Genomic DNA, 13440 nt, shown 5'->3' with positions numbered 1-13440 from the left:
TTTAGAAGGAGGAGTTATGGAAAATAATAAAAATAAATTTTTACTTGCTGATATATCATTTCCATTATTAGTTGGAATGGCTTGTGCTGCAATTTTTGCAGGGACTCATATGTATGTTGTTCATGGAGTAGGAGCTTTTAATGAAATTTTCGTTGTAAAAATGTTAGACCAAGGTCTTAGTGGTGGAGATTATGCAGCGGCAGCAGGTTTTGCAGCAGGATTTTTAATAGCCAGAGTCTTAGAAGGACCATTAGTAGGATTATTAGATGTAGGTGGATCTTTAATGACAGGAGTAGGAGTAGGAATACCAGCATTACTTCTTGCTTCAGGAATAGAAGCACCTGTTAAAAATTTCCCATTAGCTCTTTTAACAGGAGCAGCTATTGGAGTTATAATTGGAATAATAATTATAGCAATAAGAAAAGCTATGCCAGAAGGAATGTCAGCTGGTGGAACAGGAATAATGATGGGAGCGGGAAATGCGACAGGAAGATTTTTAGGACCATTAATTATTTTATCAGCTATTCAATACAATATCCCAGCAGGAGTAGGAGCATTTTTAGGAGCAGCTTTATTCTATAAATATGATAGACATATAGCTGGGGGAGCCATAATAGGTGCTATGCTTATAGGTGGGCTTGCATTATTTTTCTAGATAAAATTGGAGATGAGGATAATGAACATATATGAGAATATAGGTTTAAAAAGAGTAATAAATGGAAGTGGAAAAATGACAGCACTAGGAGTATCAAAAGTAAGTGATAAAGTTGCTGAAACAATGAAACAAGCAGGTCAAAATTTTGTTGTAATAGATGATTTGATTGATAGAGTTGGAGAATTAATATCTAAAGTAACAGGAGGAGAAGATACTTGTGTAACATCTAGTGCTTCTGCAGCAATAGCTCTTTCTGTAGCTGGATTAATCACAGGAAAAAATATTTCTTATATAGAAAGATTACCAATAACAGATGGGTTAAAAAATAAAGTAATTCTTCAAAAGGGTCACGCAGTAAATTATGGTGCTCCAATGACTACAATGATAAGGCTTGGGGGAGGAGTACCAGTAGAAGTAGGTTGTAGTAACGAAGTAAAACCAGAACATGTAGAAGAAGCTATAGATGAAAATACAGTTGCTCTTCTTTATGTAAAATCGCATCATGCAGTTCAAAAGGGAATGCTTTCTATAGAAGAGATGGCAGAGATAGCTCATAAAAATAATTTACCTTTAATAATTGATGCAGCAGCAGAAGAGGATATAAAAAAATATCTTCAAAAAGGTGGAGATTTAGTTATTTATTCAGGAGCAAAGGCTCTATGTGGACCAGCATCAGGATTTGTAACAGGAAAAAAAGAGTATATTGATGCTATAAAAATGCAATATAAAGGTATTGGAAGAGCTATGAAAATAGGAAAAATGTGTATGATGGGACTTTTAAAAGCCGTTGAAGAATATGCAGACAGAGATGAAAAATTAGTAGTAGCAGAACAAATGAGGTTAGCTAATCTTCTAATAAAAGAGTTAGAAGATGAACCAAAAGTAAATACTTCAATAGTTCAAGATGAAGCTGGAAGAGAGATTTATAGAGTTCAAATAAAATTAAATGATAAACTAACTAATATGACTGGAAAAGATTTTATGAAACATTTAAGAGAGGGAGAAGCAGAAATTCACGTAAGAAAACATTATGCTAATTTAGGAATAGTAAACGTAGATATGAGAGCTTTAACTGATGATGATATTGTTTATATTGCAAAAAGAATAAAAGAAATTTTAAAATAAATTGGAGGAAAAAATGCAAACAAAAATAAAATTTTATAAAGACAGAGTGGCAGTTAATTTTTTAGCAAAAGATAAAAAAAATGGAAAAGAAGTTTTTGATGCAATAGATGGATATACAGCAATTGGAGTATTATCAAAACAATTTTCAACTGTAGAAGAGGGAATTGAATATGTTAAAGATTATATGCAAACAGTTCCAGTAGTTTCTGTTGGATTAGGAGCAGGAGATCCAGCACAATTTCAAAAAGCAGCATTAATAGCAGCAGCAACAGATCCAGGACACGTTAATCAAGTATTTACAGGAGCAGCTTACGCAGCAGGAGCATTGAAAGCTTTAGGATCAGAAAATACAGCAATAAATGTACTTATGAGCCCAACAGGAATAGTTGGAAAAGTAAAAATTTCTACTGGGGAACTTAGCTCAAAAGAGGAACCAGCTATTGTTGATGTAGATACAGCAATGGCAATGGTATTAGATATGAGAGCTCAAGGAATAAAATATTTTCCAATGGGTGGATTAAAATCTAAAGATGAATTAAAAGCTGTAGCAGAAGCTTGTGCAAGACACGGAGTACCAATGATGGAGCCATCAGGTGGAGTAGATTTAAGTAACTTTAAAGAAATTACAAAAATATGTTTAGACGCTGGAGTAGAAAAAGTAATGCCTCATATTTATGGTGCTGTAATAGATAAAGAAACTGGAAATACAAAGGTTGAAGATGTAAAAGCAGTATATCAAATGGTAAAGGAACTTTTAGATTAATATGAAAAGACCAGAACTTATCATTTTTGATATGGATGGGTTACTTTTAGATACTGAAAGAATTGCAAACGAGGCTTGGATAGAGGCTGGAAAAAATAGGGATATAAAAATTACGGGGGACATCCTTAGAAAAATTAAAGGTGGAAATAGAGAAAATTCTATAAAAGTTTTGAAAGATATCATTAATGAAAATGAATTATTTGACTTTATAGAAGAAAAAAGAAGAATTCAAAGACAAATAATAGAAAAAAAGGGAATAAATTTAAAAAAAGGAGTTTTTGAATTATTAACTTTTTTAAAAAAAGAAAATATAAAAATGGTAGTGGCAACATCGAGTGAAAAAAGTATAGCAGAAAAAGAATTAAAAGATACTAAAATATATGAGTATTTTGATGAATTTGTTTTTGGAGATGAGGTTAGTAATAGTAAACCACATCCTGAGATATTTTTAAAAGCTTGTGATAAGTTTAAAGTAGATCCTAACGAAACTTTTGTATTAGAAGATTCAGTTTTGGGATTGAAAGCAGCTATATCTGGGGGAATAAAATGTATAGTTGTAGAAGATACAGTTAAATTTACAAATGAAGAAAATAAGCTACCATTTAAAAAGTTTGAAGATTTAATAAAAGTTAGGGACTTTTTTATAGAATTCTTTTAGATTAAAAAACCTCTCTTAAAAAGGGAGGTTTTTTTTTGTTAAAAATTACTAGATTTTTTCTTTAAATAATAGTAACATATATTAAAAGGATTAAATATTTTTAAAGGAGAAAAGATGAGTACAGAAGTGATAATGAGATATAGAAATGAAACTGTAGAAAAAATAGCTGGAAAAAAAGAATTTGTATGGATAAATCCAAATGAAATAGATTATTCTGAATATGAAAAAGAATTACCAATGTCAGATGATGACTTAAAAGATGCTGAAGCACGTCTTGCAAGATTTGCTCCATTTATTAAAAAAGTTTTCCCAGAAACTGCAGAAACAAATGGAATTATAGAATCACCTTTAGAACCAATATTTGCTATGCAAAAAGAACTTGAAGAAAAATATCAAGTAAACATACCTGGAAAATTATATTTAAAAATGGATAGCCATCTTCCAGTTGCTGGATCAATAAAAGCTAGAGGAGGAGTTTACGAAGTATTAAAACATGCTGAAGAGTTAGCTATGGAAGCTGGAATGCTTTCTATCGATGATGATTATTCAATATTAGCTGATGAAAAATTTAAAAAATTCTTTTCAGGATTTAAAGTTCAAGTTGGATCAACTGGAAATTTAGGATTAAGTATAGGTATAACAAGTGCTGCTCTAGGATTTGAAGTAATAGTTCATATGTCAGCTGACGCAAAACAATGGAAAAAAGATATGTTAAGATCAAAAGGTGTTACAGTAGTAGAATATGCTGATGACTATGGAAAAGCTGTTGAAGAGGGAAGAAAAAATTCTGATGCAGATCCTAAGAGTTATTTCGTAGATGATGAAAAATCAATGAATCTTTTCTTGGGATATACAGTAGCAGCCTCAAGAATGAAAAAACAACTTGATGAAAAAGGAATTGTTATAGATAAAGAACATCCATTATTAGTGTATATTCCTTGTGGGGTTGGAGGAGCACCAGGTGGAGTAGCTTATGGACTTAAGAGAATATTTAAAGAAAATGCTTACATATTCTTTGTAGAACCAACTCTTGCACCTTGTATGGTTCTTGGAATGGCAACAGAATTATATGAAAATATCTGTGTTCGTGATATAGGAATTTATGGATTAACTCATGCTGATGGACTTGCAGTAGGAAGAGCTTCAGGACTTGTATCTCATTTAATGGATCCAATTTTAAGTGGAATATTTACATTAGAAGATTATAAGCTTTATGATTATTTAAGATGCCTTGATAGTTCTGAAGCAAAAAGAATTGAGCCGTCTTCTTGTGCAGCATTTGAAGGACCAGTTACTTTAATGAAATATGAAGCTAGTAAAAAATATATAGAAGAAAAAATTGGTAAAAATATAGAAAATGCTTATCATATTTGTTGGGCTACTGGTGGAAGAATGGTTCCTCAAGAGGATATGGAAAAATTCTTAAAAACTCATTTAAAATAATTAATAGTATTTTTTAGTAAGTGAAGGAGGGAAAATGAAAAAAGAAAATTTAAAAACACCTGCTATTTTGCTTAATATGAATGCTTTAAAAAATAATATGAGAGTATATCAAGAGATGTGTAACGAAAATAAAAAAGAATTATGGCCTATGATAAAAACTCATAAAAGTAAAAAACTTATGGAAATGCAGCTTGAAATAGGAGCGACAGGTGCTCTTTGTGGAACTCTTGATGAATGTGAAATGTGTTGTGAAATGGGTATGAAAAAAATAATGTATGCTTATCCAGTTGCAAGTAAAGAAAACATAGAAAGAGTAATTGAACTTACTAAAAAAACAGACTTTATTATAAGACTTGATAATCTTGATGGAGCTAAAATGATAAATGAGATGGCTGAAAAAACAGGAATAGTTGTAAGTTATACAATAATTGTTGATAGCGGTCTTCATCGTTTTGGTGTTTTGGTAGATAATCTTGTTGAATTTGCTGATCAGTTAAAGAAATTGAAAAATCTAAAATTAAGAGGGATTTCATCTCACCCAGGACATGTTTATGGAGCAACTTGTGAAACGGAGATTCAAAAATATGTTGATGATGAATGTCAAACTCTTTCAAAAGCAAAAGAACTTATGATTGATGCAGGATATGAGCTTGAGTATATAACAAGTGGTTCAACACCTACGTTTTCTGAAGCTGTAAAAGATAAAAATATAAATGTACTTCATCCAGGAAATTATGTATTTTTAGATAGTATTCAACTTTCTATAAAAAAAGCAGAAGTTAAAGATTGTGCTTTAACAGTTTATGCAACAATAATTTCTCATCCGAGTGAAGATTTATTTATTTGTGATGCTGGAGCTAAATGTTTAGGGCTTGATCAAGGAGCACATGGAAATAGTTCTATTGTAGGGTTTGGAACTGTGATAGGTCATCCGGAACTTATAGTTGCAGGACTTTCAGAAGAAGTTGGAAAACTTCATATTCACGGAGAAACTAATTTAAAAGTGGGGGATAAAATAGAGATAATACCTAATCATTCTTGTTCAACTGCAAACTTATGTAGCTTTTATACAGTAGTAGATAATGGGGAAGTTGTGGATAGTATTCCTGTTGATGTAAGGGGAAATAGTTTTAAAAGAATTTAGAGGGATACATTCTAAAAATAGGGCTGGATTAACAGCCCTATTTTTAATCTTTTTTTTCTTCTACTCTATCAATAATAAGTTTATATCCACCAGTTCCATATTTAAAAGCTTTACTTACACGGCTAAGAGTAGAAGATGAAATATTTATTTTTTTTAAAATTTCTTCATAAGTATTTCCTTTATCTAAAAGTTTTGCTGCTTCAAGTCTTGCTCCCATTGCCTCAATCTCTTTAAAAGTACAAATATCTTCAAAAAAAGCATAACACTCTTCTAAAGTTTCTAATTTTAAGAAAGCCTCAAATAAAGCATCATTTACAGGATTTTTTAATTTATTCATTTTTTCCTCCTATCATCTAGCACTTTAATAATTCAGTTTACTAAATTATATTGTTTTTTTGGAAAAAATGCAACAGTTATTTTTATTTTAGTTTTGTCTTAATCTTTTTTCGAGATGTTTTTTAAATACAAGATAGAAAACAATACTACTCGCTATTGAACCAACAATATCACAGATAGGTTGAGCAAAAAAAGCAAATTTAGCTTCAAAAAATATAGGTAATAAAAATGTACTAATCATATAAGTAAATTTTCTTAACATTGATAGAGAAAAAGCGGTTTTTATTCTTCCAACTGCCGTAAATCCATCCACAAAACAATATTGAAATGACAATGGAATAATTGCCAAGACACTCATTTTTATCCCCCAAAGAGAGATATCAGTAAGACTTAATTCAGTAGTAAAAAGACTTATAAAATAAGGGGCAATATATTTTGTAGCAAAGAACATAGTAGTTGTAAGAGTAAGAGCAAAAATTGTAATATATTTTTCAGCTTGTTTAACTCTTTCTATATTTTTACCTCCGTAGTTATAACTTAAAAGAGGTTGAGTTCCTCCAGAAAGACCAATTAAAGGACCTGTTATAAGTAAAAGATAACTTTGAATAATAGTAGCTCCAGAGATAAGTAAATCTCCTTGAGACGAACCTCCAAATTTTTGTAGCATAGCATTTAAGTTGATTAAAATCAAACTATCAGTGGCTAAGATAAAAAATGGAGAAAATCCAAATTTTATTATTTTTTTAATTATGTCTTTTGAATATCCTCCAAAAGTTATGGGGATAATAATTTTTTTGCTAGTCAAAAAAAGAAAAGCAAATAAAAAAGATAAAAACTGAGCTATAACGGTTGCCCAAGCAGCTCCAGCCACTCCCATTTTCAAACCAAATATAAAAACAGTATCAAGTAAAATATTAGTTAAAGCCCCAATAATTACAGTAAACATTCCTATCATTGGAAAACCTTGGCAAGTTATAAAAAAGTTAAGTCCAATTGCCATAAGAGCGAAAAAACTTCCTAAAGTATAGATTGTCAAATATGTATTAGCATAGGAAAAAGTAATCTCACTAGCTCCAAAAAGCATAATCAATCTATTTTTTAATAAAAGAAAAATAATAGTCAAACTAACTCCTAGTATAGAAAGAGCCAAAAAACTATTTGCTAAAACTTGTTTTGCTTTTTCATTATTTTTTTCTCCCATTCTGATTGACATTATAATAGAACCACCAAGTCCAATTAAAGTTCCAAAGGAAGAGAGAAAAGCAACTATTGGTCCACATATTCCAACTCCAGCAAGAGCTAAACTTCCCACAATAGGAATATGTCCAATATACATTCTATCAATAATACTATAAAGAAGATTTACAAGTTGAGCTAGCATTGTAGGGATAGCTAGTTTAAAAACAAGTCCAAGAATAGAATCATTTCCTAAATCATTTGATAATTTCATAAAAATATGCTAAAAAATAGCCCCTCCTTTTTGTCATCTATAAAAGATAGTATAACACATTTTACAGTATAAATAGTTAAAAAATTTAGAAAAAATAAAAAAATTATGGTATAATATTTTAAAGAAATTTTAAGCAATGTGTAGCGGAAGCGTAAGTCCAATTGTGTGACTTATGCTTTTTTTGTAAAGGAGGAGTATGGGAAAAAATATTTTAGCAATAGAAAAAATACCAAAGTTACTTTTAAGATTTTCAATACCAGCTATAATTAGTGGGCTTGTTAGTGCTTTATATAATATTGTTGATCAAATTTTCATTGGACAAAGTGTTGGAGTCTTAGGGAATGCAGCAACTAATGTAGCATTTCCATTAGTTACAGTTTGTTTAGCAACCTCTCTTCTTTGTGGAATAGGAACAGCTTCAAATTTTAGCCTTTGTCAAGGGAGAGGCGAAGATGAAAAAGCTAAAAAAATAGTGGGAAATGGAATATTTTTTGCAACTGTCTTAGGTTTAATTATTTCAATAATAGTTTTTTTATTTTTAGATAATTTACTTTATTTTTTTGGCTCTACTGAAAAAATTTTTCCCTATGCAAGAACTTACACAGGAATAACAAATTTTGGAATACCTTTTATTATTCTCTCAACTGTGATGAGTTTTATAATCAGAGCTGACGGAAGTCCAAAATTTTCAATGATAAGTATTTTAAGTGGGGCTTTGGCAAATACTATTTTAGACCCAATATTTATTTTTGGACTTAATATGGGGATAGCTGGAGCTGCTTGGGCAACAGTTATTGGACAGATAATATCTTTTTGTTGTGTTATATACTATCTTTTTTACAAAATGAAAAGTTTTAAAGTTACGAAAGAGATTTTATTTTCACCATCTTTAGATTTAATAAAAAATATTATATTTTTGGGAATGGGACCAGCCACTAATCAACTTGCAATGATGATAGTTCAAATCACTCTTAACAATGTTTTGATGTATTATGGAGAACGCTCTATTTATGGTGGAGCTATCCCTCTTGCTTGTGTAGGAATAATAACAAAAATAAATATTATTTTTATTTCAATAATAATTGGAATAGCTCAAGGAGCTCAACCTATTATTGGATTTAATTATGGGGCAAAAAATTATGAGAGAGTAAAAGAAACTTTTAAAATTATGTTAGGAACAGGAATAACAATATCAACATTGGCTTTTTTGATATTTCAAATTTTTCCAAGAGAACTTACAAGTATATTTGGAGACGGAACAGAGGAGTATTTTATTTTTGCAGAGAAATATTTCAAAATATTTATGGGATTAACTTTTTTAAATGCTGTACAGCCAATGTGTGGAAACTTTTTCACAGCTATAGGGAGAGCAAAGATAGGAATGATAGTTTCTATAACAAGACAGATTTTATTTTTGCTTCCAATGATAGTTATTTTTCCTAAATTTTTAGAGATAGATGGAGTTTTATATGCTGGACCTGTGGCAGATTTTATCTCATTTTTAATGGCAAGTTTTTTAGTGAGAAGAGAGATAAAAAGAATGGAAAATATGAATTAAAAAAATGGACTGTTGCAAAATTATAAATGCAAAAGTCCATTTAAATTTTTATCTTATTCTTTCAACTTTTAATTCAAAAATTTTATTGTTAATTTTTATTCTATAATCTCTACTAGAACTATCTACAACTTCCTCTTTAACAGGAGAGATATAAGAATTTTGATTATTTATTATAATATCATTATTTTTTATAGCTTGTACAGCTTGTTCTAAAGTATATTCTACAAATTTTACTTTTGTTCCAGGAGTGGCTTGAGCAAGTTTTGCTAAATCAGAGCTTATAACATTTCCTATCTTAGTGTATCCTCCAGTAGTTTGTCTATCAGCCATCATAACTATTGGTTGTCCACTTCCGGGAACTTGTATAGCACCAAAAGTTATACCATCAGATATAATATCAGCACCATTTTTATGTTCTATTGTAGCTCCAGATACAGAAGAAAGTCTGATACCCATTCTATCGCTTTCTTGAGTGACAGTATAAGTTTCATTTAAGAAAGTTTTTATACCAGCTTCTGTAAAGTGGTCATCTTGTTGCCCTAAAATAACTCCAACTTTTATATCTTTAGAATAAGTAGGAATATAATGTTTGTTAAGAGTTAAAGGAGCTTCTAGAGATCCAACTCCAACTGATAAAACATCTCCAGTCATAAGTTTTCTTCCATTAAATCCTCCAACTTTTGCTTTTAAGTTTGTAGATTTACTGTTCATTATAATAGGAACATCTATTCCACCAGCAAAAGCTAGATAGTTTCTAAGTCCAGATCTGCATATTCCCATTTTAAGAATATCCCCTCTGTTAACTAAATAACTTTGCCATAATTCTATTTTAGCTCCATTTAAAGTTACATCACAATTTCCACCAGTAATTGCAACAGCTGTATTTTGTAAAAACTCTATTTGAACACCTTTTAAAGTAGTTTCAAGAACAGCTTCACCTACTTTATTTCCAACTAATTTATTTGCAATTTTGGCAGAATACTCGTCCATTACACCAGAAGCAGAAACACCATATCTTTGGAATCCATATCTTCCTAAATCTTGGACAGTAGTTAAAAGTCCAGCATCTAAAATTTTAATAGTTTCCATAACTAGTCCTCCTTCCAGTAACTTTTTACAACATAAGTTTTATTTTTTACTTGTTCAATTATTTTGTGATATTCCTCTTCAGAGATTTGCACAAATTTTATATATTCTCCAGCATTGATAAGGAATGGTTTTTCATTATTAGGGTCAAAGAAATTTAGTGGTGTTCTTCCAAGAAGTTGCCAACCACCAGGACTTTCTATTGGATATACTCCAGTTTGTTCTCCAGCTATTCCAACAGATCCACCGGGGATTTTTGTTCTAGGAGTTTTTAAACGAGGAGTGGCGATTCTTTTGTCCATTCCACCTAGATATGGGAAACCAGGAGTAAATCCAAGCATATACACTAAATATTCTCCAGAAGTATGAATTTTTATAACTTCTTCTATAGAAAGATTGTTGTGTGTAGCGATATTTTCTATATCAGGACCATATTCTCCACCATAAAGAACAGGGATCTCGACTATAAATTTTTTCATAGAATCTACATTAGTGTCATCTATTTTACAATTTTTTTCAACTATATCTTTTAGTTCTTCAAAAGTTATTAAAAGAGGATCATAGTAAACAATAACAGATCTATAAGTAGGTAACAAATCTTTTATAGCAGGGTGCTTTAAAGAATCAAGATAATCAGTAATTTTTTTTAGGTTATAGTTTATTATAGGAGATATCTCATTACCTAATTCAATTATAAGGGAAGAGTCTCCAGCTTTTAAAAATCTCATAATTCCTCCTATATAATATAAGAGAGAAAATTTTCCTCAAAATTTTAGAGGAAAATCTTCTCAATTAAAATTTTAATTTTAGCTAAAAAGTTTTAATATTCCTTGTAAAGATGTAATTCCTGCATAACCAGTAACCAATACAACTATAGCTCCAAGAATAGTTAAAACCATAGAGTGTTTGTATTCTCCAACAATCTCTTTTTTTCTAGAACCAAGAAGAATAACTCCTAAAGTTATAGGTAGAATAAGTCCATTTAAAGAACCTGCAAGAACTAGTAAAACAACAGGTTTTCCTAAAAATGCCATTACGACAGTAGAGAAAACTATAAATCCTATTATAAAGAATTTTTCTTTTTCCATAACAGTTTTTGACAAAGTTTTTAGGAAAGATACTGATGTATAAGCAGCTCCAACGATAGATGTAAGAGCAGCAGCAAAGATAACTAGACCAAATATTTTATAACCGATAACACCAGCTCCAGCTCTGAAAGCAGATGCAGGTGGGTTAGCTGGGTCTAATGCGAATCCTGTAGAAACTACTCCAAGAACAGCAAGGAATAACATAATTCTAATTATAGATGCAATAGAAACTCCCATAATAGAACTTTGATTTATTTTATCAAGATTTTCAATTCCTTTTGTATCAGCATCAATAAGTCTATGTGCTCCAGCAAAAGTGATATATCCTCCAATAGTTCCTCCAAGAAGAGTAACTATAGAAAGAGTTAAATCTCCATAACTTTCAGGTAGGAAAGCTCCGTGAATAGCAGCTCCAACTGGTGGATTAGATAAAACAGCTACATAAGCCATAACAACTATCATAATTCCTCCAAGAACTTTTGTAAGCTTATCCATTACAGGTCCCATATCTTTAGATAGGAAAACAAAAACAGCAAGAGCTCCAGAGATTAAAACTCCAACAGTAACATTGCAACCAAAAAGAGCATTAAGTCCAAGAGCAGCTCCTCCAACGTTACCTATATTAAAAGCAAGTCCTCCAAGAGAAACAAGTCCAGCGATAAAATATCCAAGACCAGGAGCCACTTTATTGGCAATATCTTGTCCTCTCATACCAGAAACGCAAATAACTCTCCAAATATTAAGTTGAACTATAAGAGTTGCAACAGTAACAACAAGAATAGTAAAAGCAAAGTTTGCTTTAAATTGTTCTGTAAAAACAGCAGTTTGAGTTAAAAATCCAGGTCCTATAGCAGAAGTAGCCATAAGGAAAGCAGCTCCAACAATCGCCCCTTTATTTTTGTTATCCGCCATTATTCATCACCTCTTAAATTAGTTATTTCTACACCTTCTTTTATAAGAGCCTCTTTTATATTTTTAGAGAATACTAAAGCCTCAGGATTATCTCCATGGATACAGATAGTTTGAACATTTATATCAACATCTTTTCCATTTATACTTTCAACTTTTCCCTCTTTTACCATTCTGATAACTCTTTTTATAGCTAATTCTTTATCGTGAATAACAGCTCCAGGTAAAGTTCTAGCCACTAAAGTTCCATCGTCGTTATAAGCACGGTCAGCAAAAACTTCATTAGCAACTTTTAATCCTAAAGCTTCTCCAGCTTTTATCATTTCACTATTAGCAAGTCCCATTAAAATTAAATCATCATCAACTTCTTTTATTGCTTCAGCGATAGCCATAGCAAGTTTAGCATCTTTAGCAGCCATATTATATAAAGCTCCGTGAGGTTTAACGTGTTGAAGTTTTATCCCCTCAGCTTTAGCAAAGGCTTGTAAAGCACCAAGTTGATATTTAATATATGTTTTTACTTCTGCTGGACTAGCATTTAGATTTCTTCTACCAAATCCAACTAAATCAGGAAAACCAGGATGTGCCCCAACAGCAACGCCGTTTTTCTTAGCAAGTGCCACAGTCTTTTCCATAACCATAGAATCTCCAGCATGCCAACCACAAGCAACATTAGCAGAAGATATATATTGTAGTACATCTTCGTCCATACCTATTTTGTAAGCTCCAAAACTTTCTCCAAGATCGCAATTCAAATCTACTTTCACCATTTTTAGTCCCCCTTTTTAAAGTAAAATTAAAAATCAAAAGTTATTGATTATGGATATTCTATCATTATTAAGAACATTTTACAATAAAAATGGTGTAAAAAAATACTAAAAATAATATATATTTTAAATATAAAATAAATATATAATATTTTATATAAATATTGTTGAGCTGAGATTTATATTGTTAAAGCTGGTTAAAATTCTAAACCTCCAGAAACTAGAATATCTTTATTATATTTTTTGATAGTTTTAATAGAAATTTTTAAAGCCTCTACAATAGTTGAAAGCTCCATATAAGGTGTAGATTTTTTATTTATAATTTGTTCACGAATGTATGGGATGTGAATAAATCCCCCGCGAATATTTAAGTTGTGTTTTTGATCTGTACCCTGTCAAGTACTCAATTTAATTATCAACATTTTTTTCTTTAAATTTCCTATATTCTATTGGACTTC

The 13440-nt window shown here is 30.7% G+C and carries 13 protein-coding genes and 1 pseudogene; 7 read left to right on the top strand and 7 right to left on the bottom strand.

Going from position 1 to position 13440, the window contains the following annotated elements; genetic code table 11:
• Positions 1–16: 16 nt before the first annotated feature.
• The 6 genes from I6E15_RS05715 to I6E15_RS05690 all read left to right on the top strand — a co-directional run bounded on the left by I6E15_RS05715 (position 17) and on the right by I6E15_RS05690 (position 5788).
• Positions 17–655: a DUF4310 family protein gene (locus tag I6E15_RS05715; RefSeq protein ID WP_235246794.1), complete on the top strand. Its 639-nt coding sequence runs from the start codon at positions 17–19 to the stop codon at positions 653–655.
• Between the two features lie 21 nt (positions 656–676).
• The gene (locus I6E15_RS05710; protein ID WP_235246785.1) at positions 677–1780 is read left to right on the top strand and encodes a DgaE family pyridoxal phosphate-dependent ammonia lyase; all 1104 of its coding nucleotides are present in this window, start codon (positions 677–679) and stop codon (positions 1778–1780) included.
• A 13-nt stretch (positions 1781–1793) separates the two neighbouring features.
• A complete protein-coding gene (dagF, locus tag I6E15_RS05705) occupies positions 1794–2543 on the top strand; it encodes a 2-dehydro-3-deoxy-phosphogluconate aldolase (protein WP_235246779.1) in 750 nt (249 codons plus the stop codon).
• Position 2544: 1 nt separating this feature from the next.
• Positions 2545–3201: an HAD family hydrolase gene (locus I6E15_RS05700; protein WP_235246777.1), complete on the top strand. Its 657-nt coding sequence runs from the start codon at positions 2545–2547 to the stop codon at positions 3199–3201.
• Positions 3202–3333: 132 nt separating this feature from the next.
• Positions 3334–4644, top strand: coding sequence for a D-serine ammonia-lyase (dsdA, locus tag I6E15_RS05695; RefSeq protein ID WP_414146503.1), 1311 nt, complete (start codon positions 3334–3336; stop codon positions 4642–4644).
• Positions 4645–4678: 34 nt separating this feature from the next.
• Positions 4679–5788, top strand: a complete 1110-nt coding sequence (locus I6E15_RS05690) for an alanine racemase (protein ID WP_235246773.1) — start codon at positions 4679–4681, stop codon at positions 5786–5788.
• 43 nt (positions 5789–5831) lie between these two features.
• Here the strand turns inward: I6E15_RS05690 and I6E15_RS05685 are convergent, their stop codons facing one another.
• Both I6E15_RS05685 and I6E15_RS05680 read right to left on the bottom strand, forming a co-directional pair.
• A complete protein-coding gene (locus I6E15_RS05685; RefSeq protein WP_235246771.1) occupies positions 5832–6125 on the bottom strand; it encodes a YerC/YecD family TrpR-related protein in 294 nt (97 codons plus the stop codon).
• An 87-nt stretch (positions 6126–6212) separates the two neighbouring features.
• Positions 6213–7574: an MATE family efflux transporter gene (locus I6E15_RS05680; protein WP_235246769.1), complete on the bottom strand. Its 1362-nt coding sequence runs from the start codon at positions 7572–7574 to the stop codon at positions 6213–6215.
• A gap of 196 nt (positions 7575–7770) precedes the next feature.
• On the opposite strand from I6E15_RS05680, the gene I6E15_RS05675 reads away from it, so the two are divergent.
• The gene (locus I6E15_RS05675; RefSeq protein ID WP_235246766.1) at positions 7771–9132 is read left to right on the top strand and encodes an MATE family efflux transporter; all 1362 of its coding nucleotides are present in this window, start codon (positions 7771–7773) and stop codon (positions 9130–9132) included.
• Positions 9133–9180: 48 nt separating this feature from the next.
• On the opposite strand, the gene I6E15_RS05670 is transcribed toward I6E15_RS05675, so the two are convergent.
• The 5 genes and pseudogenes from I6E15_RS05670 to I6E15_RS05650 form a co-directional block, all read right to left on the bottom strand.
• Positions 9181–10221, bottom strand: coding sequence for a biotin-dependent carboxyltransferase family protein (locus I6E15_RS05670; protein WP_235246764.1), 1041 nt, complete (start codon positions 10219–10221; stop codon positions 9181–9183).
• 2 nt (positions 10222–10223) lie between these two features.
• A complete protein-coding gene (pxpB, locus tag I6E15_RS05665; RefSeq protein WP_177162084.1) occupies positions 10224–10946 on the bottom strand; it encodes a 5-oxoprolinase subunit PxpB in 723 nt (240 codons plus the stop codon).
• A gap of 78 nt (positions 10947–11024) precedes the next feature.
• Entirely contained in the window at positions 11025–12218 is a 1194-nt protein-coding gene (locus tag I6E15_RS05660) for an NRAMP family divalent metal transporter (protein ID WP_235246753.1), read from the bottom strand.
• Complete coding sequence (locus I6E15_RS05655; RefSeq protein ID WP_235246743.1) at positions 12218–12985, bottom strand: LamB/YcsF family protein; 768 nt, start codon at positions 12983–12985, stop codon at positions 12218–12220. Before I6E15_RS05655 ends, I6E15_RS05660 begins: the two co-directional genes overlap by 1 nt.
• 194 nt (positions 12986–13179) lie before the next feature.
• Positions 13180–13353, bottom strand: a pseudogene (locus I6E15_RS05650) (pyroglutamyl-peptidase I); the annotation flags it as partial.
• Between the last annotated feature and the right edge of the window lie 87 nt (positions 13354–13440).

The organism is Fusobacterium perfoetens (genome assembly GCF_021531475.1).
GTDB lineage: Bacteria > Fusobacteriota > Fusobacteriia > Fusobacteriales > Fusobacteriaceae > Fusobacterium_B.
Note: the sequence above shows the minus strand (reverse complement) of the source record. Positions and strands in the feature narration are given on the sequence as shown.

Excerpts from the sequence above, each read along its gene's own strand:
- I6E15_RS05715 (WP_235246794.1), top strand. The coding sequence starts at position 17 with ATGGAAAATAATAAAAATAAATTTTTACTTGCTGATATATCATTTCCA.
- I6E15_RS05710 (WP_235246785.1), top strand. The coding sequence starts at position 677 with ATGAACATATATGAGAATATAGGTTTAAAAAGAGTAATAAATGGAAGT.
- dagF (WP_235246779.1), top strand. The coding sequence starts at position 1,794 with ATGCAAACAAAAATAAAATTTTATAAAGACAGAGTGGCAGTTAATTTT.
- I6E15_RS05700 (WP_235246777.1), top strand. The coding sequence starts at position 2,545 with ATGAAAAGACCAGAACTTATCATTTTTGATATGGATGGGTTACTTTTA.
- dsdA (WP_414146503.1), top strand. The coding sequence starts at position 3,334 with ATGAGATATAGAAATGAAACTGTAGAAAAAATAGCTGGAAAAAAAGAA.
- I6E15_RS05690 (WP_235246773.1), top strand. The coding sequence starts at position 4,679 with ATGAAAAAAGAAAATTTAAAAACACCTGCTATTTTGCTTAATATGAAT.
- I6E15_RS05685 (WP_235246771.1), bottom strand. The coding sequence starts at position 6,125 with ATGAATAAATTAAAAAATCCTGTAAATGATGCTTTATTTGAGGCTTTC.
- I6E15_RS05680 (WP_235246769.1), bottom strand. The coding sequence starts at position 7,574 with ATGAAATTATCAAATGATTTAGGAAATGATTCTATTCTTGGACTTGTT.
- I6E15_RS05675 (WP_235246766.1), top strand. The coding sequence starts at position 7,771 with ATGGGAAAAAATATTTTAGCAATAGAAAAAATACCAAAGTTACTTTTA.
- I6E15_RS05670 (WP_235246764.1), bottom strand. The coding sequence starts at position 10,221 with ATGGAAACTATTAAAATTTTAGATGCTGGACTTTTAACTACTGTCCAA.
- pxpB (WP_177162084.1), bottom strand. The coding sequence starts at position 10,946 with ATGAGATTTTTAAAAGCTGGAGACTCTTCCCTTATAATTGAATTAGGT.
- I6E15_RS05660 (WP_235246753.1), bottom strand. The coding sequence starts at position 12,218 with ATGGCGGATAACAAAAATAAAGGGGCGATTGTTGGAGCTGCTTTCCTT.
- I6E15_RS05655 (WP_235246743.1), bottom strand. The coding sequence starts at position 12,985 with ATGGTGAAAGTAGATTTGAATTGCGATCTTGGAGAAAGTTTTGGAGCT.